At 60.8% G+C, this 25,164-nt stretch carries 23 protein-coding genes, 1 pseudogene and 1 riboswitch; of the genes and pseudogenes, 8 read left to right on the plus strand and 16 right to left on the minus strand.

Going from position 1 to position 25,164, the window contains the following annotated elements; genetic code table 11:
• Positions 1-157: 157 nt before the first annotated feature.
• The 7 genes from QMX86_RS19755 to QMX86_RS19785 all read right to left on the minus strand — a co-directional run bounded on the left by QMX86_RS19755 (position 158) and on the right by QMX86_RS19785 (position 10,827).
• On the minus strand, positions 158-892 hold the full coding sequence (locus QMX86_RS19755) for an OmpA family protein (protein WP_130911278.1): 735 nt from the start codon (positions 890-892) through the stop codon (positions 158-160).
• Between the two features lie 121 nt (positions 893-1,013).
• Positions 1,014-1,658, minus strand: a complete 645-nt coding sequence (locus QMX86_RS19760) for an MBL fold metallo-hydrolase (RefSeq protein ID WP_041479973.1) — start codon at positions 1,656-1,658, stop codon at positions 1,014-1,016.
• A gap of 60 nt (positions 1,659-1,718) precedes the next feature.
• Positions 1,719-4,454, minus strand: a complete 2,736-nt coding sequence (locus QMX86_RS19765; RefSeq protein ID WP_243243434.1) for a LuxR C-terminal-related transcriptional regulator — start codon at positions 4,452-4,454, stop codon at positions 1,719-1,721.
• 175 nt (positions 4,455-4,629) lie between these two features.
• Complete coding sequence (locus QMX86_RS19770) at positions 4,630-5,994, minus strand: DUF1329 domain-containing protein (RefSeq protein ID WP_024014265.1); 1,365 nt, start codon at positions 5,992-5,994, stop codon at positions 4,630-4,632.
• A 27-nt stretch (positions 5,995-6,021) separates the two neighbouring features.
• Complete coding sequence (locus tag QMX86_RS19775) at positions 6,022-7,911, minus strand: DUF1302 domain-containing protein (RefSeq protein ID WP_122611810.1); 1,890 nt, start codon at positions 7,909-7,911, stop codon at positions 6,022-6,024.
• 337 nt (positions 7,912-8,248) lie between these two features.
• The gene (locus QMX86_RS19780; protein WP_071173559.1) at positions 8,249-9,931 is read right to left on the minus strand and encodes a fatty acid--CoA ligase; all 1,683 of its coding nucleotides are present in this window, start codon (positions 9,929-9,931) and stop codon (positions 8,249-8,251) included.
• 266 nt (positions 9,932-10,197) lie between these two features.
• Positions 10,198-10,827 (minus strand): LysE family transporter, encoded by a 630-nt coding sequence (locus QMX86_RS19785; protein WP_282386166.1) that lies wholly within the window; start codon positions 10,825-10,827, stop codon positions 10,198-10,200.
• Between the two features lie 284 nt (positions 10,828-11,111).
• On the opposite strand from QMX86_RS19785, the gene QMX86_RS19790 reads away from it, so the two are divergent.
• The 3 genes from QMX86_RS19790 (at position 11,112) to QMX86_RS19800 (ending at position 13,945) form a co-directional block, all read left to right on the plus strand.
• Positions 11,112-12,077: a 2-hydroxyacid dehydrogenase gene (locus QMX86_RS19790; RefSeq protein WP_122611808.1), complete on the plus strand. Its 966-nt coding sequence runs from the start codon at positions 11,112-11,114 to the stop codon at positions 12,075-12,077.
• A 32-nt stretch (positions 12,078-12,109) separates the two neighbouring features.
• Complete coding sequence (locus tag QMX86_RS19795; RefSeq protein ID WP_282386169.1) at positions 12,110-13,108, plus strand: class I SAM-dependent methyltransferase; 999 nt, start codon at positions 12,110-12,112, stop codon at positions 13,106-13,108.
• Between the two features lie 40 nt (positions 13,109-13,148).
• Positions 13,149-13,271, plus strand: a riboswitch (yybP-ykoY riboswitch).
• Positions 13,272-13,360: 89 nt separating this feature from the next.
• The gene (locus QMX86_RS19800; protein WP_041479980.1) at positions 13,361-13,945 is read left to right on the plus strand and encodes a TMEM165/GDT1 family protein; all 585 of its coding nucleotides are present in this window, start codon (positions 13,361-13,363) and stop codon (positions 13,943-13,945) included.
• 58 nt (positions 13,946-14,003) lie between these two features.
• On the opposite strand, the gene QMX86_RS19805 is transcribed toward QMX86_RS19800, so the two are convergent.
• Positions 14,004-14,822, minus strand: a complete 819-nt coding sequence (locus QMX86_RS19805; protein ID WP_016773242.1) for a M48 family metallopeptidase — start codon at positions 14,820-14,822, stop codon at positions 14,004-14,006.
• A 251-nt stretch (positions 14,823-15,073) separates the two neighbouring features.
• On the opposite strand from QMX86_RS19805, the gene QMX86_RS19810 reads away from it, so the two are divergent.
• Positions 15,074-17,215, plus strand: coding sequence for a methyl-accepting chemotaxis protein (locus tag QMX86_RS19810; RefSeq protein ID WP_122507853.1), 2,142 nt, complete (start codon positions 15,074-15,076; stop codon positions 17,213-17,215).
• A 205-nt stretch (positions 17,216-17,420) separates the two neighbouring features.
• Here QMX86_RS19810 and QMX86_RS19815 read toward each other — a convergent pair whose 3' ends face one another.
• The 3 genes from QMX86_RS19815 to QMX86_RS19825 are packed head-to-tail and all read right to left on the minus strand — an operon-like array spanning position 17,421 to position 18,532.
• Positions 17,421-18,044 (minus strand): SOS response-associated peptidase, encoded by a 624-nt coding sequence (locus tag QMX86_RS19815; protein ID WP_024014271.1) that lies wholly within the window; start codon positions 18,042-18,044, stop codon positions 17,421-17,423.
• A gap of 35 nt (positions 18,045-18,079) precedes the next feature.
• The gene (locus tag QMX86_RS19820) at positions 18,080-18,340 is read right to left on the minus strand and encodes a DUF2007 domain-containing protein (protein ID WP_024014272.1); all 261 of its coding nucleotides are present in this window, start codon (positions 18,338-18,340) and stop codon (positions 18,080-18,082) included.
• Positions 18,341-18,349: 9 nt separating this feature from the next.
• Positions 18,350-18,532 carry a CPXCG motif-containing cysteine-rich protein gene (locus tag QMX86_RS19825; protein ID WP_073473486.1) on the minus strand — a complete coding sequence of 61 codons (183 nt, stop codon included), beginning with the start codon at positions 18,530-18,532 and terminating at the stop codon, positions 18,350-18,352.
• A 141-nt stretch (positions 18,533-18,673) separates the two neighbouring features.
• Here QMX86_RS19825 and QMX86_RS19830 point away from each other — a divergent pair, with 141 nt between their 5' ends.
• Positions 18,674-19,837 carry a 1-acyl-sn-glycerol-3-phosphate acyltransferase gene (locus tag QMX86_RS19830; protein ID WP_197047947.1) on the plus strand — a complete coding sequence of 388 codons (1,164 nt, stop codon included), beginning with the start codon at positions 18,674-18,676 and terminating at the stop codon, positions 19,835-19,837.
• Between the two features lie 52 nt (positions 19,838-19,889).
• On the opposite strand, the gene QMX86_RS19835 is transcribed toward QMX86_RS19830, so the two are convergent.
• On the minus strand, positions 19,890-20,168 hold the full coding sequence (locus tag QMX86_RS19835) for a hypothetical protein (protein WP_064362140.1): 279 nt from the start codon (positions 20,166-20,168) through the stop codon (positions 19,890-19,892).
• 193 nt (positions 20,169-20,361) lie between these two features.
• Between QMX86_RS19835 and QMX86_RS19840 the strand changes: the two genes are divergently transcribed.
• Positions 20,362-20,568 (plus strand): hypothetical protein, encoded by a 207-nt coding sequence (locus QMX86_RS19840; RefSeq protein ID WP_016770662.1) that lies wholly within the window; start codon positions 20,362-20,364, stop codon positions 20,566-20,568.
• A gap of 254 nt (positions 20,569-20,822) precedes the next feature.
• Here the strand turns inward: QMX86_RS19840 and QMX86_RS19845 are convergent, their stop codons facing one another.
• Positions 20,823-21,407 carry a YajG family lipoprotein gene (locus QMX86_RS19845; protein WP_024014276.1) on the minus strand — a complete coding sequence of 195 codons (585 nt, stop codon included), beginning with the start codon at positions 21,405-21,407 and terminating at the stop codon, positions 20,823-20,825.
• A 205-nt stretch (positions 21,408-21,612) separates the two neighbouring features.
• Here QMX86_RS19845 and QMX86_RS19850 point away from each other — a divergent pair, with 205 nt between their 5' ends.
• The gene (locus QMX86_RS19850; RefSeq protein WP_016773235.1) at positions 21,613-21,846 is read left to right on the plus strand and encodes a hypothetical protein; all 234 of its coding nucleotides are present in this window, start codon (positions 21,613-21,615) and stop codon (positions 21,844-21,846) included.
• Between the two features lie 704 nt (positions 21,847-22,550).
• On the plus strand, positions 22,551-24,059 hold the full coding sequence (gene mqo / locus QMX86_RS19855; RefSeq protein ID WP_056790254.1) for a malate dehydrogenase (quinone): 1,509 nt from the start codon (positions 22,551-22,553) through the stop codon (positions 24,057-24,059).
• Between the two features lie 75 nt (positions 24,060-24,134).
• Here mqo and QMX86_RS19860 read toward each other — a convergent pair whose 3' ends face one another.
• The 3 genes and pseudogenes from QMX86_RS19860 to QMX86_RS19870 all read right to left on the minus strand — a co-directional run.
• Positions 24,135-24,422: a PA4642 family protein gene (locus QMX86_RS19860; RefSeq protein ID WP_282386178.1), complete on the minus strand. Its 288-nt coding sequence runs from the start codon at positions 24,420-24,422 to the stop codon at positions 24,135-24,137.
• 63 nt (positions 24,423-24,485) lie between these two features.
• Positions 24,486-24,965 (minus strand): hypothetical protein, encoded by a 480-nt coding sequence (locus QMX86_RS19865; protein ID WP_071173567.1) that lies wholly within the window; start codon positions 24,963-24,965, stop codon positions 24,486-24,488.
• Between the two features lie 68 nt (positions 24,966-25,033).
• Positions 25,034-25,135 (minus strand): annotated as a pseudogene (locus tag QMX86_RS19870) (metal ABC transporter ATP-binding protein); the annotation flags it as partial.
• Between the last annotated feature and the right edge of the window lie 29 nt (positions 25,136-25,164).

The following is a 25,164-nucleotide window of genomic DNA, read 5'->3' on the forward strand; positions in this document are numbered from 1 at the left end:
GGGCAAGCCCGCTCCCACAGGGGCCAGGTGTGGAACACAGATTTTGGGTACACCACCAATACCTGTGGGAGCGGGCTTGCCCGCGAAAGGGCCGGCACAGATGACACAAAAAAATGCCCGATCACAGGATCGGGCATTTCTTCATTCAGGCAATCGCTTACGGATACTGCTGCACCGTACCCGGCTGTTGTTGCTGACCACCATACTCCTGACCCGGAATTGCCTTCAGGTTGACCTCGACCCGGCGATTCTGCGCGCGGCCGTTGACGTCACCGTTACTGGCAATCGGGTTATCCGGGCCGGCGCCACGGGCCGACAGGTTGGCACCGCTGACACCTTGCGAGGTCAGGTAGGTCGCCACGCTCTGCGCACGACGTTGGGACAGGTCCATGTTGTGCTGGCGGCTGCCGGTGCTGTCGGTGTAGCCGACGATTTCGATCTGGTTCTGGTTGAACTCTTTTAGCGAGTTGGCCAGGTTGTTCAGCGGTTGATAGAAGCTGGAAGCGATGTTCGCCGAATCGGTGGCGAAGGTGATGTTGCCCGGCATGATCAGCTTGATCTGATCGCCCTGACGCTGCACTTCAACGCCAGTGTTGGCCATGCTCGCGCGCAGTTTCTTTTCCTGCTGGTCGGCGTAGTAGCCGTAGCCTGCTGCGGAAGCACCGACCACGGCAGCGCCGATCAAGGCGCCCTTGCCACGGTTGTCGTGGCCGATGGCGGCACCGGCGAGTGCACCGGCCAGCGCACCGAGGCCACCGTATTTGGCGGTTTTGCTCATGCCTTGCGAGCCACCGTCGGCCTGACCCTGATTGTCATACGGATTGGGCGAGGCGCAGCCGGACAGCACGGCCACGGCAGTAGCGACAATAATCAAACGACGCGTGGTGAACATGGAGAGCTCCTGGTCTTTTTGCATTCTGTGGTGCAGCGGCCACTGATCAATCAATGGACCTGCGCGGGCGTTGGATCATGACAATGCCTAAAAATTCCGCCCGCTGCCCGTGACAAAAAATTCAGGCACGCACAAACGGGTTCTCGCGCATCTCATCACCCAGACGCGTATCCGGACCGTGCCCGGTAACCACCGTCGCGTCCTCGTCCAGCGTATACAGCCGCTGCTTGATCGAACGCACGATGGTCGCCTGATCGCCACCCCACAAATCCGTGCGCCCTACCCCGCGACGAAACAGCGTGTCGCCGGCTATCAACAGCTTAGCCTCGGAAAACCAGAAGCTCATGGAACCGGGTGTATGTCCCGGCGTGTGCAGGGCCACGCCGCAACCGCAGGCGAGTTCTTCGTCATCGCTCAACCAACGATCCGGCGACGGCACCGGGGTGTAAGGCACGCCGAACATCTGGCATTGCATTTCAAGGTTGTCCCAGAGGAACTGGTCTTCCTTGTGCAGATGCAGGGTCGCACCGGTTTTCTCCTTCATCTGCCCGGAAGCGAGAAAGTGGTCGAGATGCGCGTGGGTATGGATGATGCTGACGACTTTGAGGCCATGGGCGTCGAGGCGCGCCATGATCAGATCAGGGTTGCCGCCGGGATCGACGACGATGGCTTTTTTTGTGAGCGGGTCGCCGATGATGGTGCAGTTGCACTGCAATGGGCCGACGGGGAAGGTTTCGCGGATAAGTGCAGGGCTGGGCGTGGTCATGGAAAAATCCTGGACAGGGTCAACGCCGTTGGCAACGGCCGATGGCGAATTTTACCGGCGCTAGAGCAATAACCCCAACGCCTTCGCCCGCGCCACTGCCTGCGTACGCCGCTCAACCCCGAGCTTGCTGTTGATATGGCTGGCATGGGTTTTCACGGTGTGCAGGGAAATGAACAACTGCTCGCTGATTTCCTGATTGGAACAGCCTTGAGCGATCAGGCGCAGCACCGCCAATTCCCGGCTGCTGAGTTGTTCGGTAGTTGAGTTTTCTACGCTCGGTCGCGGCGCAGCTGTTGGAAAATGCGTGAGCAATTGCTGGCTCACCGCGTTGCAAGTGAGCGTCTGCAGTTGTCCGCGCATCCAGTCGGTTTGGTTTTTCAGCAGCGCATCGAAGGGTTGGAAGACGCCGCCGGCGGCAGCTTCCAGCGCCAGATTCAAGGTTTTGCGCGCCTCGGGCTCGCGTCCACTCGACAGCAACAGCGCCACCTTCTGCGTCAACGCCATCACACTGAGCAACTGGCGTCCGGTCCGCTGGCCGTTTTCATGCAACACGTTCAACCGCCCTTCGGCGAGCATCGGCTGCCCCTGAATCACATCGAGCAGCGCCTGTTGCAGCTCCACATGCAACGGCAGTTGCGGATGGAATTCCGGCGGTGCCGCAGCGTTTTCGCCGGTGTAGGTCTGGCCCAATCGTGCAAGCCACGCCTCGGCGAGATCGATGCGGCCCTGGGCCAGCCACAGTTCGCATTTGACCAGGGTGATCATCGCCAGGTAGTAGATCGGCGGTACGTCCCAGATGTGCATCAGGCGTTCGGCTTCGGCGAGTTCGGCGAAGGCCTTGGCGAACTCGCCGCTGGCGCCGTCGAGGCGGGCAATCACGCAGTGGCCGATCAGCACGCTGATGTCGCGACAGGCGCGCGCTTCGCCAATGCCGGTCAGCAGGCGTACGCGTGCAGCCTGCGGCTGCAAACGCATCGCCAGCAGGAAACCTTCGTACAACGTCAGCCGTGCGCGCACGGCGTACAGTCGTTGCGGCGACAGACCGCGCAAGCGTTCCAGGCCCTGATGCACTTCATCCAGCGCACGCAGAATCTCGCCCCGTGATTGCAGAACCCGCGCCCTGTCGTAGTGCGCCAGTGCTTCGAATAATGGATTGCCGACCCGCTGTGCCAGCTCGAGGGATTCACGGTTCAGGCCACGGGCGCGCCACAGATCGCCGTCGGCGATCGCCAGATTGGACAAGGTCGACAGGCACATCAGCCGCTGGCCATAACGCTTGGCCGGCAGGCTCTCCAGCGCTTCACTGCAATAGCGCAGGGTCAGTTCGCGATGGCCGCGTCCGCGAGCGATGATCCCGCTCAGCGCCAGCCATTGCGCCAGCATGGATTTCTGCGCAGTGGCCGAAGGCGCCGGCAGGAAACGGCTCAAATGGCTGGCCAGCTCTTCAGCGGCATCGAGCTGACAGGCCAGCCCCAGCGCCCAGCTGTAGAGCACGATCAGCCGAGGCGTGCTGATCAGCAGACTGTCGGGCAAGTCCATTTTCCAGCGCAGCAGCATGCCGACGTTCTGCTCAGCGAGCAGTTGCTCTTCGGAGAGGTTCTGTACCAGATTTGCCGCGACATCGAGATGCCCGGCACGCAACGCCTGCTCCACCGCTTCGTCGAGCAAGCCCTGTGCGTTGAACCAGCGGCAGGCGCGCAAATGCAGGGTAGCGTTGGGCACCATCGCCTGGGCGATTGGCCGGCTGCGCAACAAGTCAGAAAACAAATGGTGATAGCGGTACCAGTGACCGTGCTCGTCCAGCGGCACCAGAAACACTTGGTGAGCGAGGAGAAAGCGCAGGATCTCGGCGCTGTCATGGGCTTCGCGGACGGCGTCGCACAGCTCGCTGCAAAAGCGCTCCTGCGGAGCTGTTTCGTAGAGAAACGATTGCACTTCGGCCGGCAGGCAATCGATGACTTCTTCGAGCAGATAATCGCGGATCAACCCTTCGCCGCCGTTCAATGCTTGCGGCAGCGCGGCATCATTGCCCGCCTCGGCCACCGCCAGCAGCCAGAAGCGCAGGCCGGCGACCCAGCCTTCGCTGCGCTGGATCAGGCTCTCCAGCGCTTCGCCGCGCAGTGAGCTGCTGTGACGATCGAGCAGAGTCAGGGCTTCGTCGTGGGTCAGGCGCAAGTCCTGTTCGTGCAGCTCGAGCAACTGCCGCGACAGGCGCAGACGCGCCAGATGCCAGTCCGGGCGCTGACGGCTGGTGACCATCACCAGCAAGCCATCGGGCAGATGATTGAGGAAAAATTGCAGGCAACGATCCAGCACCGGACCTTGGGCGAGGTGGTAGTCGTCGAGGACCAGCAGCAACGGCGCGGCAGGATCGAGATGCAGCGCCAGCTCATCGAGCAGACCGTCGAGCCACTCTTCGAACGCAAATGGTTGATGGCGCTGACGCATTTTCAACAGACCGAGAGCGCCAGCGCCCAAGGCCGGAAAATAGTCCTGCAGCCCTTCGAGCAAGCGCTCGAGAAAACGCCCGGGATCGCTGTCCCGTGGGCTCAAGCCCAGCCAGAGACTTTGCCAATGCGCCGGCAGGCTTTGACAGAACTCCACCGCCAGCGAGCTTTTGCCGAACCCGGCCGGGGCGCTGACCAGCAGCAACCGACCTCCGAGCCCGGCCTGCAGACGCTGGCAAAGGCGCGGCCGCAAGACATAGCCGTCGGGCAGCGGTGGGCGGAAAAAACGCCCGTCCAGTGCTGCGACGGTGATGCTTGCGGGACCCGGAAGTGGGGACAGATCAGTCATGGCCGGCTCTTGTTCGAAGGCGATTGGCGGCGTTGCAGATGTCCGCAGCCTAGCCTTAAACGAAGAGGTAATGAAGGTCACTGCTACAAATGGCTACAAAAAGGCTACAGACACAAAAACGCCCCGAACCGGTCGGGGCGTTTTCACGAGGATGCGGCCTCGGGTTTACGCAGGTTTAGCGAACACCATCCTGACGCAGGGCGGCCGGAGTGAAGTCGCTGGTGGTGGCGGTGAAGCCGAAGTCATACGCCTGCTTCTCTTCGTTCTTCATGCCCAGTGCCAGATAACGGCCGGACTGCAGGTCGTAGAGGGTTTCGAGGGCGTACCACGGCACTTGCTTGTCGTAGTAGTTCTCGGCATGTGCCTCGGCTACACGCCACAGTTGGCCACGACCGTCATAGTGGTCGATGACCGCTGCCTGCCAGGTGTCCTCGTCGATGTAGAAGTCACGCTTGGCGTAGATGTGGCGCTGGCCTTCCTTCAGGGTCGCGACCACATGCCAGACGCGGCGCAGCTCGTAGCGAGCCAGGTCCTGGTTGATGTGGCCGGCCTTGATGATGTCCGAGTACTTCAGTTTCGGATCGTCGAGCTTGTAGCTGTCGGAGGCGATGTACATCTCTTTCTTGCCTTCGAGCTTCCAGTCGTAACGATCCGGCGCACCGTTGTACATGTCGAGGTTGTCGGAGGTACGCAGGCCGTCGGCGGCAGTACCCGGGCCGTCATACGACACCTGCGGTGCACGGCGCACACGACGCTGACCGGCGTTGTAGACCCACGCCGAACGCGGCTCCTTGACCTGATCGAGCGTCTCGTGCACCAGCAGTACGCCACCGGCCAGACGCGCCGGCGCGGTCACTTTCTGCTTGAAGTAGAACAGGATGTTGCCCGGGTTCGCCGGATCGTAGTCCTTCATCTTGTCGCGGAATACGAACTGATCCTGGAAGTACACCAGGCTGTACGAGCCGTTCGGTTGTGGCGTGGCCTGGGTCACCAGACGTGTCACGCTGCCGCCGCGATAGCGGGTGATGTGGTTCCAGATCACTTCCACACCGGTTTTCGGGATCGGGAACGGCACGGCGGTATCGAAGTTTTCCAGACCGTTGCCGCCGGACACCAGGTTGGTGCTGGTGGCGTTCTTCTTGATCGCGGCGAACACGTCATCCGGCACGGTGGCGCCGCGATGGGACGGATAGACCGGCATCTTGAAGGTTTCCGGGTAGCGCTTGAACATCGCGTACTGGCCCGGGGCAAGCTTGTCCTTGTACTTGTCGACATCCTTGGCAGTGATGGTGAACAGCGGTTGCTCACTGGCGTAAGGGTTGGACAGGAAGCCTTTGCTGTCGACGCTGCCGGCATTCTTCGGCAGCGGTTTCCAGGCCGGGATCGAACCGTCGGCATTACCGGCCATTTCCGCGCCCATCGGCGTCAGGCTCTTGCCCAGTTTATCCGCTTCGGCAGCAGGCACCGCCGCCATGACACTGGTCGCCAGCAGCGACAGGCCCAGAACACCGGCGTGGAACAGACTCTTTGTTATTTTCATAAATTCGTTCGTCCTGAAATGCAGTGCTTAGAAGTTCACGCCGAAGCTGAGCGCCACGAAGTCGCGGTCATCCACGGTGGTGTACTTGCCGTCGAAGAAATTGGTGTAAGCCAGGCTCGCGGTGTAGGTGTTCTGGTACTCGGCATCGACGCCGAGGCTGACCGCTTTACGACCTTCCTCGAAGTTGCCGCCAGGGCCTGGCGAGTAACCGCTGACGTCGTGGGACCAGGCCACGTTCGGTTTCAGGTTCACACCGGCAAACACGTCGTTGTATTCCCAGATCGCCCGACCACGGTAGCCCCACGACATCGACGTGGTGAAACCGTCGTTTTCGCAATTGCGGCTGCGGTTGTTCTGCGGCGAACCCGGGCCTGCGCCGTTGATGGTGCTGTTGTTGAGGATGTTGGCGCAGGTATCGATACCGCCAGTGGCCGGCAACTCACCCGGACCGTAGACCGGATCGCGGCCATAACGCTTGTCGGAACGGCTTTCCAGGCCACCGACGTAGGTCGCACCGACTTCACCGACGAGGGTCAGACGGCTGGCGCCCATGACCTGATCGAAGAAGTGCGTGAACGTCGTCTGGATCTGGGTGATTTCCTTGCGCTCATAGCCATGCAGATCCTGACCCGGCACGCCGGTCAGCAGCGAAGCGTTGGTCAGCGCGCCGCCCAGCGGACGCACGCCGGCAAACAGGATGTCGGTGGAGTTCAGTTGTACCGGCGCGTTTGGACGGTAGCTGATCTCACCGCTCCACGCCGTACCGGTAGGCAGGGTGGTGGAGAAGCTCAGACCGTAGAGACGAATGTCTTCCGGGTATTCGATGAAGTAATTGGAGTTGCCCGCAACCAGCAGCGGTGCGAGCGCGGCAAACGGCCCCGGCAGACCGGCGGCGGTGTTGTAGACCGATTGCGGTGCGCCGGTGGCGCTGAAAATCGGCGCACGGCTGTGGTAGTTCATGAAGTAGGCGCCGAACTCGGTGTCGAGTGGCTCGAACATGTATTTGAGGGACGCACCCCACTGACCGCTATCGCGCGCGTCACGGTCCGGCCCACGGCGCACCAGCACGCCTTCTTCGTCGACGTTCACACCGTTGGCGGCCAACGGTCCCAAAGCGATCGCCGGAATCTGCGAACGCTTGTTCAGTACGCGCAAATTGTTGTCGCAACCGTCGGCAACGATGTCTGGCTGCGAGAAGAAGGTGCCGCAGTTGTCGACGACGGTCTGATCCCATTCCAGTTGGTAGAACGCTTCGGCCGAGAGGTTATCGGTGAGGCTCTGCGACACGTAGAACATGTTGACCGGAATCAGGCCTTCCTTGATCTCGGCGCCCGGACGACGGAACGCGGAGACGTCGATCGGGTTGATCGAGTTGATGCCGCCGCCGATGAAGGTACTTTCACCCCAGCTCACTACCTGCTTGCCCAGACGCACGGAGCCCGGCTGATCGGCAATCGCGTAGTTGTGGTAGACGAAGGCGTCGAGGATCTGCCCGCCGGAGGACTTGGCGCCCTCTTTGCGGTTGCTGTCACTGATGTCCTTGAACTCGCGGCTCTCGTCCTTCAGTTCGAAGTCGTACCAGTATTTGCCACGGACGAACACGCCGGTGTCGCCGTATTTCAATTCAAGGTCATGGATGCCCTTGAAGATCTTCGAAAAGGTTTCGCCGCTCTTGAAGTTGGCGTGACCGTCATCGGAGGTCTGCGACAGGCCACGGCCGCCGTTGTTGACGCCGATAAGGTTCTTGTTCGGGCTCTGAGTAGACCAACTGGCACCGATCGACAGGGACGAGTCGAACTGGCCTTCGATTTCACCGACGTTGAAACTGACGCCGAATGCAGGCCCGGCGAGCGAGGAGGCAAGACTGACCGCCAGAGGCAGTTTCGCCCGGCGCCAGAACTGGTTTACTGAGGTCATCGACGCTACTCCATGTGCATTATTGTTATGGCAGTGAGTACTTTTAAAAACGCTGTGGAGGACCGGGCGCCAGGGCTGCCCGAAATCGTTCCAGAGTTGCTCGCCCCGTTCAGTGCGTGTGCTCCGTTTTCAAAAAGTCCTTGAGCGGACTATAGCCAGCGGGTGGTAGTGCTTGATCCCTCTAAAGTGTGATTTGCAGCCGCCAACCACTCTGGAACAGTCCTTTCGCCAGTCCGACACAAGTCGGCACGGCAAGGATGGCTGATTTTTTCGATTTCACAAGCCAAGCGCTTGCTTGGTGGGTCTGGCGCGCCGGTTTCGGCGCGCCAGCAGACACTCAAAGAGTCGAAAGGAAGGTGCTGTTGTTGGCCTGCCATTCGGTGATGTCGAGGCGGATGCGCTTCTTGTCGAGCTTGCCGACACTGGTCTTGGGAATTTCGGTAACAAGGGCGATCTGACTGGGGATCGCCCACTTGCTCAGGTGCCCCAGTTCGACGAACGGCTTGAGGTGCTCCTTCAGTTCCCGTGCACCGATCACCTGCCCTTCGCGGACCACCAGCAAGGCAAACGGGCGCTCGCCCCACTGTGGATCGGCAATGCCCACCACTGCTACTTCGCGTACCGCCGCGTGCCGGCTGATCAGGTCTTCGAGGTCGAGGGAGGAGATCCACTCGCCGCCGGTCTTGATCACGTCCTTGATGCGATCACGAATATCGATCACGCCCATGCTGTCGAGCGTGGCGACGTCACCGGTGTGCAACCAGCCACCGGCCCAGAGCTCGGCGCCCTTCTGCGGTTCGTTGAAATAACCTTCGGTCAGCCATGGCGCGCGCAGCACCAGTTCGCCCTGGGTTTCGCCGTCGGCCGGAAGGAAGTTGCCCGCGCCGTCGACGATCGCCGCTTCGACCAGTGGCCCCGGCACGCCGGCCTTGATCCGGTAAGTGGTGCGTTCGTCCTCGCTGCCGGCCATCAATTCGTCGTTGAGGTGCGCGCAAGACACCAGCGGCCCGGTTTCCGACATGCCGTAAGCGGCTGTCAGCTGAATGCCACGGGCCTTGGCGTTTTCATAAAGACTGCGATTGAGTGCGCTGCCGCCGATGACGATTTTCCAGCCGCCGAAGTCGGCACCCTGCGCGGCTTTGGCGTTGAGCAGCATCTGCAGGATGGTCGGCACGCAATGGGAAAAGGTGACCTTCTCCTTGCGCCACAACTCCACCAGATACTCCGGATCGTAGCGCCCCGGATAAACCTGCTTGAGCCCGAGCATGGTCGCCACGTACGGCAAACCCCACGCATGGACATGGAACATCGGCGTGATCGGCATGTACACATCGTTGGTGCCGAGCAGGCGTACGCTGTCGATCGAACCCATGATCGTCGCCACGCCGATGGTGTGCAGCACCAGTTGCCGATGGGTGAAATACACGCCTTTCGGATTGCCCGTAGTGCCGGTGGTGTAGAACGTGGTGGCGACCGAGTTTTCGTCGAAGTCCTGGAAATCGTATTGCGCGCTGGCAGCGGCCAGCAGTTGCTCGTATTCGCCGACGAGGTTCGGCAGCTCTGCGGTTTTCTCCGGGAGATCGGTCAGCAGCAGGGTTTTCTCCACCGTGGTCAGCTGCGGCGCGATGGCCTGATACAGCCCGACGAACTCACTGTTGACCAGCACGAAGCGGTCCTCGGCGTGGTTCATGGTGTAGAGGATCTGCTCGGGCGACAGACGCACATTGATGGTGTGGATCACCGCGCCGATCATCGGAATGGCGAACATGCATTCCAGATAACGGTGGCTGTCCCAGTCCATCACCGCCACGGTGTCACCAGCCTTGACGCCGGCAGCCGTCAGCACATTGGCCAGCCGCGCAACCCGCTCGATCAGGGTCGGATAGCTATAGCGCAACTGGTCGCGGTAGATGATTTCGCGGGTTTTCTCGTAACGGGCGCCGGACATCAGCAGCCGTTTGATCAGCAATGGATACTGGTAGGCCCCATCGGCCGGCGGAATGACCCGAGTCTGCAACATAAGAATCCCTTTTCTGACTGCACGGTGTTGGCGGAGAGATTCGTACTCTAGTGCGCCTGCATGACAGTCAAATCAGCCAAAGGAATGATTTGCAGAGCTGTACAAATGCTAGCTTTGCGCCAGCATTTCGGGCCGAAATTGAAGAAAACGCGACCGGTGGGAGCGAGCCTGCTCGCGAAGGCGTCGGGTCAGTCGACACTTTTGGTGACTGGACTGGCGCTTTCGCGAGCAGGCTCGCTCCCACAGGGATTGATGTATTCCAGTTCTCAATGCATCTCGGTGAACGCGATTTTCACGCCGAGAGCAATCAGCACGGCACCCATAGTGCGGTCGAACCAGTGGCCCATGCGGGCGAAGCCGGCGCGCACGCGTTGTTGGCTGAACAGCATCGCCACCAGGCAGAACCAGATCGCCGTCGCCACCGCCAGGTAAACGCCATAACCGGCCTGCACGGCCAACGGCGTGTGCGGGTTGATCACCACGGTGAACAGCGAGAGGAAAAACAGCGTGGCTTTCGGGTTCAGGCCGTTGGTGACGAAGCCCGAGGTAAACGCGCCCCGCGCGGTGCGCACGCCGGTTTCCCGGTGCAAGTCATCGGTGACGGTTGTCGCCGGTTGTGCGCGCAAGGCCTTGAAGCCGACGTACAGCAGGTAAGCCGCCGCCGCCCACTTCAGCGCGTTGAACAGCACGATCGACTGCGACACGATCAGACCGATGCCGAGCAACGAATAGCCGACATGCAGGAAAATCGCCGAGCCCACGCCCAGCGCGGTCCATGTGCCGGCGCGACGCCCATGGGTCACGCTCTCGCGCACGACCACGGCAAAGTCCGGGCCGGGGCTGGCCACGGCGAGCAGATGGATCAGGGCAACGGTCAAGAACTCGGTCCAGTACATGGGGGCTCCTTTGGGGCAGTTTGGTGATAAAAAAACTGCAAAGAACACAGTCCTGTGGCGAGGGGATTTATCCCCGTTGGGTTGCGAAGCAGCCCCAAAACTTCTGTCTGGCGCGCAGGCAATGATTTTGCGACTGCTGCGCAGCCGATCGGGGCGGTGCGACGTTTCGCTAAATCCCCTCGCCACAGGGTTATGTGTCCGCTGCGGGGTCAGCGTAACGATTTGTTTCATCTGGTAGGCTCGGCAGAGTACGCCCTCCGCTCACAGCACAAAAGGTACAGTTGATGACGAACACGCGCCGCGCGGTATTCCTTGATCACCCTTCGCTGGATCTCGGCGATCTGGACCTCGGTCCGTTGCGCGAATGCTTCAGCGACTTGCAGCTGTTCGCCCAGACTCTGCCGGAACAGGTCAGCGAACGCCTGCACGGCGCCAGTGTGGCGATCACCAACAAAGTCGTGATCGACGCCGCTGCAATGGCTGCCAACCCGCAACTGAAACTGATCCTGATCAGCGCCACCGGCACCAACAATGTCGACCTCGCTGCCGCCCGCGCCCACGGCATCACCGTGTGCAATTGCCAGGCTTACGGCACGCCGTCGGTGGCGCAACACACGATCATGCTGTTGCTCAACCTCGCCACGCGCCTGGCCGACTATCAAAAGGCTGTGGGCGCAGGCCGCTGGCAACAGGCGAAACAGTTCTGTCTGCTCGACTACCCGATCGTCGAACTGCAAGGCAAAACCCTCGGCCTGCTCGGTCATGGCGAACTCGGTGGCGCCGTGGCGCGACTGGCCGAAGCGTTCGGCATGCGCGTGTTGCTCGGGCAGATTCCGGGGCGCCCGGCTCGGCCGGATCGCCTGCCGCTGGAAGAACTGCTGCCGCAAATCGACGCCCTGACCCTGCACTGCCCGCTCAACGAGCACACCCGGAACTTCATCGGCGCCGGCGAACTGGCCGCGATGAAGCCCGGCGCATTTGTGGTCAATACCGCCCGCGGCGGCCTGATTGATGAGCAGGCGCTGGCCGACGCTTTGCGCAGCGGTCACCTCGGCGGTGCGGCGACCGATGTGTTGAGTGTCGAGCCACCGACCCAGGGCAATCCGCTGCTCGCCGCCGATATCCCGCGCCTGATCGTCACCCCGCATAACGCTTGGGGCAGTCGCGAGGCGCGCCAGCGGATCGTCGGGCAACTGAGCGAAAACGCCCAGGCGTTCTTCAGCGGTGAGGCGCTGCGGGTCGTCAGTTGATAAACTGCGGCACTTTTTTTCAAGGAGCAGTTATGGATCCGCGCAGTGAAGTACTGCTTCGTCAGGCCGAGTTATTCCAGGGTTCGCTGCTGTTGGCCGGCCTGCCCGCCGACGATCTGCTCGGGCGTCTGCCGAATGCGTTCGGCTGGTGCTGGCACGCTGGCGATCAAGCCGCACTGGACGCACGTTTCGAGGGCCGCAGCCAGTTCGGCGTGAATGTCCCGGAGCGCGAGTTCGACAGCGCTGTGGTGTTCCTGCCCAAGTCCAAGGACCTGACCGATTACATCCTCAACGCCGTGGCGTCGCGTCTGGCCGGGCGTGAAGTGTTTCTGGTCGGGGAAAAACGCAGCGGCATCGAAGGCGCGTCCAAACAGCTCAACCCGTTCGGCAAGCCACGCAAACTCGACAGCGCCCGTCACTGCCAGCTCTGGCAAGTCACCGTGGCCAATGCGCCTGAAGCGAAACCGCTGGAAAGCCTGGCGCAGACCTACGAACTGCCGCTGGCCGAAGGGCCGTTGAAAGTCATCAGCCTGCCGGGCGTGTTCAGCCATGGGCGCCTGGATCGCGGCAGCGCCCTGCTGCTGGAGCATCTGGACAAACTGCCGAGCGGCCATCTGCTCGATTTCGGTTGTGGTGCCGGCGTGCTGGGGGCTGCGGTGAAACGTCGCTATCCGCACAATCAGGTGATGTTGCTGGATGTCGACGCGTTCGCCGCCGCCAGCAGCCGTCTGACCCTGGCTGCCAATGGCCTGGAAGCGGAAGTGCTGACCGGCGACGGCATCGACGCCGCGCCGATGGGTTTGAGCGCGATCCTGAGCAATCCGCCGTTCCATGTCGGCGTGCACACCGATTATTTCGCTACGGAGAATCTGCTGCGAAAAGCAGCGAAACATCTGAAAAACGGTGGCGAACTGCGCCTTGTGGCGAACAGCTTCCTCAAGTATCAGCCGTTGATCGAGGAGCACCTGGGCGTGTGTGCGATCAAGGCTGAAGGCAATGGTTTCCGGATTTACCGGGCCAAGCGCGGCTGAAAATTTGTTCTTGCCCAATCGGATTTGCCTAGGCAGAATCCGCTCCGTCCTAGGGGAGTAGTCTCCCACGAGCGCCATGCTCGTCCGGCATACGTCAACATACTTGATCCTCAGATCATGGCGTATGCGACCCAAGCGTCCGCACCAGACGGATCGCAGGGTTTGACAAGACCTATGACACGCACACCTTACCCGGGGCGGGAAGGCTGTACGTGTCATAGCCGTGTCGACCCGCCCCTTAGGAAATCCCTGATGCTGGACTCGCTACTCGTTCCCACCGCTATCGTTGCCTTGGCCGAAATCGGCGACAAGACGCAACTGCTCGCGCTGATTCTCGCCGCTCGCTTTCGCAAACCCTGGCCGATCATTGCCGGGATTGTCGCCGCGACTTTGGCCAACCACGCAGCAGCCGGTGCGGTAGGTGCCTGGGTCGGCAGTTTCTTCTCCGACGCCGTCCTGCACTGGATCCTCGCCGCCAGCTTCGCCGCCACGGCGCTGTGGACGCTGGTCCCGGACAAAATGGATGACGACGAAGCCAGCACGGCGCGCAAGTTCGGGCCGTTCCTGACCACGCTGATCGCGTTCTTCCTCGCGGAAATCGGCGACAAGACGCAGATCGCCACGGTGATGCTCGCCGCGCAATATCCGGAACTTTGGCTGGTGATTATCGGCACCACCGTGGGCATGCTGATTGCCAACGTGCCGGTGGTACTGGCGGGTAACTTTGCCGCAGAGAAACTGCCGCTGACCCTGATCCGCCGCCTCGCGGCTTCGGCGTTCATGATTCTGGCGATTGTTGCGGTTTATAAAGCGATGCAGAGCAGCGGCTGGGTTTAACCCTGAGAGAAGGATCGTTCCCACGCAGAGCGTGGGAACGATCATGACCCCGTCAATCTCAGGACTTCGGGGCTTTTTCGTACAACGGCATCACCTTCGGAATCGCTGCCTGCAACGCAGCAATGCGGCTGCTCGATGCCGGGTGGGTGCTCATGAATTCCGGTGGCGCGCCTTCGGAAGCCTTGCTCATCTTGTCCCACAGGGTGATCGCCGCGTTCGGGTTGTAGCCGGCGCGGGCGGCCAGTTCCAGGCCGATCAGGTCGGCTTCGTTTTCGTTGGCGCGGCTGTTGGGCAAGGTCATGCCGTAGTTGGCCACGGTGTCGGCCAGCGCCAGGCTGTCCTGGCCCAGACCGAACAAGGCACCGGCGCCTTGCTTGGCCATCTCCATCCCGTATGCCTTGGACATCGCTTCACGACCGTGCTCGCGCAGGGCGTGGGCGATTTCATGGCCCATGACCGCAGCGATTTCATCGTCGGTGAGTTTCAGGCTGTCGATCAGCCCGGTGTAGAAGATGATCTTGCCGCCGGGACCGCAGTTGGCGTTGAGCTCATCGCTCTTGATCAGATTGACTTCCCATTGCCACTGCGCCGCGTCCGGGCGGAAGGTTGGCGCCTGGGCGATCAAGCGGTTGGCGATGGTCTGCACGCGCTTGGCTTCCGGGCTGGTCTTGTCGAGCACACCTTTGCTCGACGCCTCGCCGACGGTCTTCTGATACGACTGCGCGTACATCTGATCGACCTCTTGCGAGGACAGCATGCTGAACATGTACTGCTTGCGCTCCACGCCCACGGCACCGCCGCTGGTAGTGTTGACCGACTGACAACCGGCCAGCAACAGCGCTGCGCTCAAAGCACTTACCACTAATGTCTTGTTCATTCAAAAGCTCCCTGAAAACCTGAGGCGTATCCTAGGCGGCTAATTGTATCGGCGCCAGATACAACGGACGCATTGCGCGTACATCCACCTAAGGCCGCAAGTCTGGCTGGAAATTCCTCAACGCGCATTGAATCCGCCGTGCACCGATCCATCAGCGACATCGCGGGCCGATTCCGACCAACGTCTCTCATGGCCCTGCACACCCCGCCGATAAATCCCTCGCAGATTGTCCTCTTGCGTGCGGAGCTCCCATGAAGTTCAAGTCGATCCAGTTTTCCGTCGCCGCCCTGGCCGGCGCCATCGTTCTCAGCGTGGTCGCGGCGCTGGTGCTGTACGCGCTGTTCTCCGGTGCTCGCACGCAAGAAATGGTGCAACAGCGCACCCAGGCGCAGTTCGAGCAAGTCATCGAACAGCGCCTGACCTCGCTGGCGCAGACCCAGGTCAGCCAGATCCAGCGCGAACTCGAAGCGCCGCTGCTGATTGCCGGCGGTCTGGTACGGGTCAACGCGCTGCTCGGCACAACCGCCGCCGATGGCCAGCCGCGCCTGAGCGTCAGCCGCGAGCAACTGATCAGCCTGATCAAGGAAAACGTAGAAAAGAACCCGAAGATTCTCGGCACCTATATCGGCTGGGAAAAAAACGCACTGGACCACAATGACGCGGCCTACATCGGCAGCGCCGTGGTCGGTATCGACCCGGCCACCGGGCGCTTTTTGCCGTGGTGGTTCCGCAATACCGACGGCAGCCTGGGCGTGGACAAACTGGCCGATGTCGACGACCAGAAAACCCTGTCCACCGGGGTGCGCGCCAGCGAGTACTACCTGTGCTCGAAAGAGACGAAGAAACCCTGCGTGATCGACCCGGCACCGTACAAGGTCGGCGACAAGATCGTCATGCTCGCCTCGTTCATCGAACCGATCATGGTCAACGGCGCGTTCCAGGGCATCGTCGGCGCCGACCTCTCGGTGAACTTCATTCAGGACATGCTGCTCGCCGCCAACCAGAAGCTTTACAGCGGCGCCGGTGAAATGGCGCTGGTCGGCGGCAACGGGCGGATCGTTGCCTACACCAAGGACTCGAGCAAATTCGGTGAAAAAGTCAGCGACATCCTCGACGCCGAACAGGCCAGCAATCTCGCCAATCTCAAGCGCGACGAGGTCACCTATTCGGTGAATCAGGCCAAGGGCCGCATCGAACTGTACCTGCCGTTCGGCATCGGCCAGACCGACGCGCGCTGGACACTGATGCTGCAATTGCCGCTCAACGCGGTCATGGCCGATCTGCAAAACCTCCAGGCCGACCTTGATGCCCAGCGCAAATCCGACACCTTCGGCATGGCCATGGTCGGCCTGATCATTGCCGGCATCGGCCTGCTGGTGATCTGGCTGGTGGGCCACGGCATCGCGCGGCCACTCAAGCAAATGGTCGCCATGCTCGATGACATCGCTCAGGGCGAAGGCGATCTGACCCGTCGCTTGAGCAGCGACCGCAGCGACGAATTGGGCTCGATTGCCAAAGGCTTCAACACCTTCCTCGCCAAGTTGCAGGCGATGATTACCCAAGTGGTGACCTCGGTGCAGAGCGTCAGCGATTCCTCGGAACACACCGCCGACATCGCCATTCGCACCAACATCGGCGTGCAGAAACAAATGGCCGAAATCGATCAGGTGGCGACTGCGGTGCAGGAAATGACCGCCACCGCCCAGGACGTGGCGCGCAACGCCACCCAGGCAGCACAAGCGGCAAGCCACGCCGACCAGGCCGCCAGCCAGGGCATGCAGATCGTCCGCGACACCTCGAATTCGATTGGCGTACTGGCGGTGGAAATCGGCAAGGCTGTCGAGGTGGTGCAGACGCTGGCCAAGGACAGCGAAAACATCAACGCCATCCTCACCGCCATTCGCGGCATCGCTGAGCAGACCAATCTGCTGGCACTGAACGCGGCAATCGAGGCCGCCCGGGCCGGCGAGCAGGGTCGCGGTTTTGCCGTGGTCGCGGATGAAGTGCGCAATCTGGCGCAGAAAACCCAAAAGGCCACTGAAGAAATCCAGAGCATGATCCAGCAGTTGCAACAGGGCACCCGCGATGTGGTGCGCGTGATGGAAGACAGCCAGAACCGCACCGACGAAAGCGTGCAACACGCGGCGAAAGCGGCCGAAGCGCTGGAGACGATCACCCAGGCCGTGTCGGTGATCAATGACATGAACACGCAAATCGCCAGTGCGGCGGAAGAGCAAAGTGCAGTGGCCGACGACATCAACCGCAATGTAATCAATATCGGTCAGGTGGCGAATGAAGTGGCGGGCGGTGCGGATGAGTCGAGTTCGGCGAGCGCCGGGTTGACCAAACTGGCCGAGCAGCAGCGGCGGTTGATCAATCAGTTCAAGGTCTGAAAGATCAAGAGCCCCTCACCCTAGCCCTCTCCCGGAGGGAGAGGGGACCGACCGCGATGTCTTGCGCTATACATCGACCTGAAAAAAACAGTCGATTATGGATTCACAACAGATCGTTCAGGTCGGTGAACCTCTGAAGTATCCCCATTCGGCTCCCTCTCCCTCCGGGAGAGGGCTGGGGTGAGGGGCTTTTGATCCACGCAAATCAAGCCGGGGTGAGACACTCCGGCCCGTTCAACTTCGGATCATTCACCAGATTCGCCAACACCCGCTCACGCAGCGCCGCCGGTTCACTGGCGAGCAATCCCTGCAAGACATGCAGCGGCGTTTCGGGATCAAGCCAGGCAGCCTGCCCCGCTTCATCAAGAATCAACGGCCGGCGCTGACTCGCCGCCGACTGAGTAATCACTGCCGTGCTCAGCCAGACCTGTTCCTGCACCGGATACGCTTCCCAGATCGCCGCGAAAAACAACGACGAGCCCTCCCCCGGCGTCAACCAGTAAGGCCGCTTGCGCTGGGTGCCGCGCCATTCGTAAAAGCCGTTGGCCGGCAGCAGGCAGCGACGCAAGCGCAAGGCCTCACGAAACATCGGTTGCTCAGCGACGGTTTCGGCGCGGGCATGGGCCGGGGTCTTCGACAGATCGGTCAGCCACGGCGGCGTCAGCCCCCAGCGTGCACGGGCCAGCGTGCGCTGGCCGTCTTCTTCGGCACGCAGCATCAACACCGAATCATTCGGGGAAATGTTCCACTGCGCCTGCTGATCGGCGGGAAAACCTGGCAGGGCCGCGAACTCGCGGTTCCAGCGAAACAGGGCATAACGTCCACACATGGGGCAACACGACTCTGAATAAAACGAAGGCCAGCCTAACAGACCAGCGTGCCGGGAAAGCTTTCCGGTTCGTCGCCGGGCAGCGGCAGCGCGGCATTGTACGCGGTGATCAACTCGCGGGCGTATTCGGCCTGATCGTTATCCACCGACAGCCAGAGCAGGCCGAAGATCGGCAATTCACCCGCACCGCCCACCAGATCACGGCCGATCAGATGCGCCTCGATCCCCTCACTGGCAAGCATGCCCTTGAGCATTTCGCCCTCCATCAGGTTCGCCGGTTCGTAGATGCGCTGCATACGCGGCCCTCACTCGTTTTCGCTGAAGACTTCCAGATGCCACTCTTCTTCATGTACCTGCAGGACAAAGGTGATCGGACGACAGCACACCTGGCAGTCTTCGACATACGTTTGATCCCCACCGGACAAATCCAGAGTGGTCTCGACTTCCTCACCGCAATACGGACATTCATACAGTGCATTTTCCAGCATCGCGGTCTCCCCAGTGACTTGTGCGTATAATCGCCGGTCTATTTGCAGGGCTATTTTTGTCTGGCTACTTTTCAGACCGTGCCCCGCGGGTTTTCGATCAAACCCTTTACTTACCCTAGCCGTTTCCAACAAGAGAGCATGATGGGCGAATTCGATGCCATCCGACCTTACGACGACAGCGAAGTACCTGCGGTACTGGCAAGACTGCTCGGCGACAAGGCGTTTCTAGATATCCTCACCCACTTCCGCTTCCCGCGTTTTGCCGGTGCCTTCGGCTGGATGCTCAAACCTCTTATAGCCCATCGGCTGCGTCGTGAGTTTGCCGACGTGAATTCCGTGGCTACCTTACAGGACAAAGTCGAGTTCTACGTCGACCACACCATCGAGCGCGCCACCGACGGCGTGACGTATACCGGTGTCGAGCAGTTCAAGTCCGGCAGCGCCTACCTGTTCATCGCCAACCACCGCGATATCGTCATGGACCCGGCCTTCGTCAACTACGCCGTGTACCACGCCGGCCTGCCGACACCGCGCATCGCGATTGGCGACAACCTGCTGCAAAAGCCGTTTGTCAGTGACCTGATGCGCTTGAACAAGAGCTTCATCGTCCACCGTTCGATCACCGGCCGTCGTGAGAAAATGGCTGCGTATCAATTGCTGTCGGCGTATATCAATCACTCGATCCGCAACGATTGCGCCTCGATCTGGATTGCTCAGGCTGAAGGTCGGGCGAAGGACGGCGACGACCGTACCGAGTCGGCGATCCTCAAGATGTTCCACATGAGCCGCAAGGACGAGCCGTTCGGCGAAGTGATCCGCTCGCTCAACGTGACGCCGGTGTCGATCAGCTATGAGTACGACCCGTGCGATCAGGCCAAGGCCCGCGAGCTGTACATCCGCGCCACCACCGGCACCTACGCCAAAGCGCCGGGCGAGGATGACGTGAGCATCGCCAAAGGCATCACCGGCTACAAGGGCCGGGTGCACGTGAACTTCGCCGCGCCGATCACCGAAGTGTTCGAGGACACCAAGCAATTGGCGATCGAGATGGACAAGCAGATTCTCGGCGGCTACCGGTTGTTCCCGGTGCATTACCTGGCGTACGCGCAGTGGGCGGATGCCGATCCGCAACTGAACGTGCCGAAAGCGGCCGAGGTGTTCCCGGTTGACGAACTGGCCAAGGCGCAGGATGAATGGCAGAGCCGACTGGATGCGTGCCCCGCTGAGCATCGGCCGTATCTGGTGCTGCAATATGCGACACCGGTGCGCAATCAGTATCGGGTCAAGGCTGGGTTGCCGCTGTAGGCAACAGCAGTGGCGAGGGGATTTATCCCCTCACCACAGGTTTGCTACTGCTTCAGAAGCGGGTGCTGATCCAGGACACCAGCAGCGCCAGACCGAGGCAAGCAAAACCAAAACGATAGAAAAACCGGTTCATGCGCAATGTCGCCCAATCGAGCATCGGCTCGGCATTGGGCTGCGCCTGGCGCTGGGCGGCGAGACTGGCCTGGGCGCGTTGCTCACGGCGGCGGGTCGCGTGCAGCAGCCAGCTGCCCGGAAAGGCCAGCAGCAAGGCCAGCAGGTTGATCAACTTGGCGGGATGGGCGGTAAACAGCGTCATCAAGTGCAGCGACATCACAGACCTCGAACTTAACCGGTGTGGCAGACGCCAGACCGACGACCGCGGCGCGAATTCTACCCAAACCCTGCCGCCCTGCCCCAGCCTTTGCGACAAATAACCTGACAATCGACCGATGGCTGCCCTGTGTCATGGCATCGTCACGTGGATGCTTCACCCTGCGCGCCTCGAAACCCGAATGGAATGCGACATGCTGCACGCGGAAAACCAGGATCGTCTGTACCTCATCACCCCTTACGACGACCAGCAAAGCCTGGTCGGCAGCCTCGCCTTCAACGTGCAGGACCGGCACTGGCTAGTGTATTGCGCGCTGGGCGGGCATCAGCACGCGGACTTGCCCGAGACCGATTTGCTGACTGGCGTGAGCGTGCTCGATTTCTATTCACAGGCTGCCTGAACGTCAAAAGCACCCTCACCCTAGCCCTCTCCCAGAGGGAGAGGGGACTGACCGAGGTGTTTGCGGTAGATACGCCGACATGAGATACCGCGCCGAATTCAGGTTTTGAAGCACACGCGATCGGCTCCCTCTCCCTCTCCCTCGGGAGAGGGCCGGGGTGAGGGGAATCGATTTCCCATACGACACAAATCTCAGATCCACAAAAAAGCCCGGAACCATCACTGGCCCCGGGCTTTTTCACGTTCGCTGCAAACTTACTCGGCCAGAACCTGACCCACGGTCGGGTCCTTGAACAGACGCGTCAGTGCGTCACTCAATACATCGCTGACCAATTTGGTATTGGTCTCCTGATTCGGCGCCATGCCGAAGCGCTGGTCCAGCGACGCACCGTAACGGCCGCTGTAGCGGCGGTTGGCGTTCTGCACGTCGGAGCGGAAGGTCGCGCCGATGGTGGCTTCGGTCACGTACATGCCTTCTTTCGGCGACTGGTATTTCAGCTCGGCCAGGGTCACGGTCAGCTGCGGCGCGTTGGGTGCGTTAGTGGTCGGGGTGAAGCCGAGCAGGCGTACGGCGGCTTCGGCCTGGGCCTGCAGCTTGGGCAGGATCTGCTCGCGCTGTACGGTGATGGCGCTGGTTTCCGGGTACAGACCGCCACGGGTGCCGAGGGTTGGCGACGGACGACCGTCGACCACACGCACGATGACAGGCTGGCCGCGACCGACCGCTGGCAGTTGCGTGGTCAGCTTCGGCTCCGGATTCAGTTGTTGCGGGCTGTGGGCGCAGCCGGCGAGGGTCAAACCGGCGACAGTGATCAAACCGAACAACAGGCGTTGCAACATGCTCTTCTCTCCAGAATCAGGCACAAACAGGCCGGCAGTATAGCGGTGGGCCACTGCACGTAACCAGCGTCGCACAGTGAATACTGCAATGTCAGACAAACCCCGCCGAAAGCGGTTCCTGTCACACATTCTTCACCGTCCATACACCCTGGCGTCATGGCTTGCCGACAAGCTTCAAAGCAGTCCTCCTTCAAGGAACTCTGCCATGCGTTATCTGATCTCGCTGTTCGCCCCACGCCCGCTGCATCGCAGCTTCGCCCTGCTCGACCGCAACGGCCGTTGCCAGGCTTTCAAACAGTGCAGCCTGCAACCGATGGGCGACGGCTGGGTGGAAATCGAAGAAATCCGCCTGACCTGGCTGAACCAGCCGCTGCCCGCCAGCGCCCGGGTCGTACCGCGACAAATGCGCGCACGGGGTCAGGTGCAGTTGAGCATCTGACCGGATGCCTAATAAAAGTCATTAAACACGAGCAACTGCGCGCATTTCTTCGCTACAATCTCCCCCCGATTATAAGGACGTCTCCTGATCGGGCCCCGCAACAGCGTCAATGCGCATGCATCGACATCAAAATCGCCCACAGAGAGCCGCCCACACAGATCGAGTGAAGTTGGCGCGCTTGCCTGTTCTTCCGGCAAAAACCCGCTTTTCGCGAATCTGCAGAGCTGTCATTCGCTCGGCCACCGCGTTGTTTTGCCCTAGCGGGCAGGTGCCAGGCCAAGGCAGCCCTTTTTTGAGGTTCACGTCTTCAAAAGAGCGTGAAAAAAACGGGTTTTCACAACTTCACAAGAGTGTGGCGAGCAAATGAATAGTTTTGCGTCTGAACATGCACCATTAGCGTCTGAAACAGCCCAACGACACAGGACCGGGTATACCTCGAACATCGGAGCCTGAAGCCTGTCCGCTACGGATTTGGTTGCACGAAAACGGATGACTCGACCATAAGTCGAATTGCCAGCCCTGCGTGAAAATGCGTTCATGGAACGCTTGAAACCAGGCCGCACGCATCCGTCGAAGTTGCGAAAAATTGCGAAGATTCGGACATGGCCCACCTGACCACGGATAGCCCGGGCCCACTGACCTGCCCTGGAACGCCTGGCAGCCATGCCGACAATTTGGTGCTGCAGATTTGGGAGACGCGTTAAATGGCGCATAACGAAGCAGTCGACGTAGTTCTGGTAGGGGCCGGCATCATGAGTGCCACCCTGGCCGTACTGCTCAAAGAGCTCGACCCCGCGATCAAGCTGGAAGTCGTCGAGCTGATGGATTCCGGCGCCGCCGAGAGTTCCAATCCGTGGAACAACGCCGGTACCGGTCACGCCGGCCTGTGCGAGCTGAACTACACGCCGCAGGCTGCCGATGGCAGCGTCGACATCAAGAAAGCCGTGCACATCAACACCCAGTTCGAGGTGTCGAAGCAGTTCTGGTCGTACCTGACCAAGAAGGGCACGTTCGGCTCGTGCAAATCCTTCATCAGTCCGGTTCCGCACCTGAGTTTCGTTCAGGGCGAAAGCGGTGTGTCGTTCCTCAAGGAACGCTTCAATGTTCTGAGCAAGCACCACGCGTTTGCCGACATGGAGTACACCGAAGACAAAGGCAAGATGGCCGAGTGGATGCCGCTGATGATGCCGGGCCGCTCGCCCGACGAAGTCCTCGCCGCCACCCGTGTGATGAACGGCACCGACGTCAACTTCGGCGCCCTGACCAATCAGTTGCTCAAGCACCTGAGCAGTGCTCCGGACACCCAGGTCAAATACTGCAAGCGCGTGACCGGCCTCAAGCGTAACGGCGCCGGCTGGACCGTCAGCATCAAGGACGTCAACAACGGCAACACCCGCGAAGTCGACGCGAAGTTTGTCTTCCTCGGTGCCGGTGGCGCGGCCCTGCCGTTGCTGCAGGCTTCGGGCATCGAAGAAAGCAAAGGCTTCGGCGGCTTCCCGATCAGTGGCCAGTGGCTGCGTTGCGATAACCCGGAAGTGGTCAAGCACCACCAGGCCAAGGTCTACAGCCAGGCAGCCGTGGGTTCGCCACCGATGTCGGTGCCGCACCTCGACACTCGCGTCGTCGACGGCAAGAAATCCCTGCTGTTCGGGCCATACGCCGGTTTCACCACCAAGTTCCTCAAGCATGGCTCCTTCATGGACCTCCCGATGTCGGTGCGCGCCGGCAACATCGGGCCGATGCTGGCGGTGGCGAAAAACAACATGGACCTGACCAAGTACCTGGTCAGCGAAGTGATGCAGTCAATGGAACAGCGTCTGGAATCCCTGCGACGTTTCTACCCGCAGGCGAAAGCCGAAGACTGGCGCCTGGAAGTGGCCGGCCAACGGGTGCAGATCATCAAGAAGGACCCGAAAAAGGGCGGCATCCTGCAGTTCGGTACCGAACTGGTCGCGGCGAAGGACGGCTCCCTCGCTGCCCTGCTCGGCGCATCGCCAGGTGCGTCGGTGACCGTTTCGATCATGCTCGAGCTGATCGAGAAGTGCTTCCCGGCCAAGGCGTCCGGCGAGTGGGCCACCAAACTGGCGGAAATCTTCCCGGCCCGTGAAAAGGTTCTGGAAACCGATGCTGCGCTGTATCGCAAGATCAACACGCAGAACAACATCGCCCTGGAACTGGTTGAAGAAAGCAGCGAGACACCAAGCTTCGCTTGATCTTGCGGCATAAAAAAACGCCCCATTGGGGCGTTTTTTTGGCCTGTCAAAAGCAAAAGATCTCGTCTTTTGACCTTAACCGCGAGCCTTGTCGATCAACTCGATGTACTCGGCGGCATTACGCTGATTCTTGATGTGATCAACAAAGGTCTGGCCCTCTTCATCCTTGCCATCAACGTCATAACCCGCCGCAACGAAGAAGCCCAGAAAGCGCTCGAAGTCATCGATGCGCAAACCGCGATAGGCCTTGATCAGTTTGTGCAGCGACGGCGAAGTGGCGTCGACCGGCTCAAAATCGAGGAACAGCTTGATCTGCTCATCGCCGATCTCGTCACCAATCACTTGTTTCTTATCTTTACGCATTGCCGACTCCAGCTCGCAGACATGACACGGGGCGGGCAGTTTACCCTTGCCCGGCCGCCCGGCTCAACGCGGACGAATCGCCCCGGTATGAAGATCGGCCCAGATATGGCCATTGGCATAACTGAGGAACTGCACATACACCGTGTCGTTGCGCAGCAGATCCATCACCACGCGGTATTGAGCGAGCGGATAGAACAGCGTCAGGGTTTTGCTTTTGTCATCGTAGGCCGGCTTTTTCAGGCTTTTGCTCTCGCCGTCGAAACTCACCAGCACCTGAGAAATGCTCGCGCCCTTGTTCAGCGATTTGCCTTTGAGGCGGATCAACAAGGATGAGGTGACCGGAATCGGCTGCTGATTGGACTGGCGCTGCGCACCGACCACCACCGAATACTCGCTGACTTGCAGCAGTTGCTGCTGCTCGGGTTCAGCGTCGCGCAGGGTCAGATCGTCCGGCGGCAGGAACTGGCTGTGCATCGGCGCGGCGGACAGCGGCAGGCTGAGAGACAGCAACAGGGCGGCGAGACTGCGGATCAAGAGGCGCATGACAGGCTCCGGAGGCGGGGCCGAGCACTCTAGCATGGCTGTCGCGCAAGGATCAGCACACACAAAAACAACTGTGGGAGCGAGCCTGCTCGCGAAAGCGGTGTGTCAGTTTTCAATGATGCTGACTGACACGACGCCTTCGCGAGCAGGCTCGCTCCCACAGGGGGCAATGCAGGTTCTTACATGCCATTAACGGCGT

Origin of the sequence: Pseudomonas sp. PS01270 (genome assembly GCF_029959775.1) — a bacterium.
GTDB lineage: Bacteria > Pseudomonadota > Gammaproteobacteria > Pseudomonadales > Pseudomonadaceae > Aquipseudomonas > Aquipseudomonas atacamensis.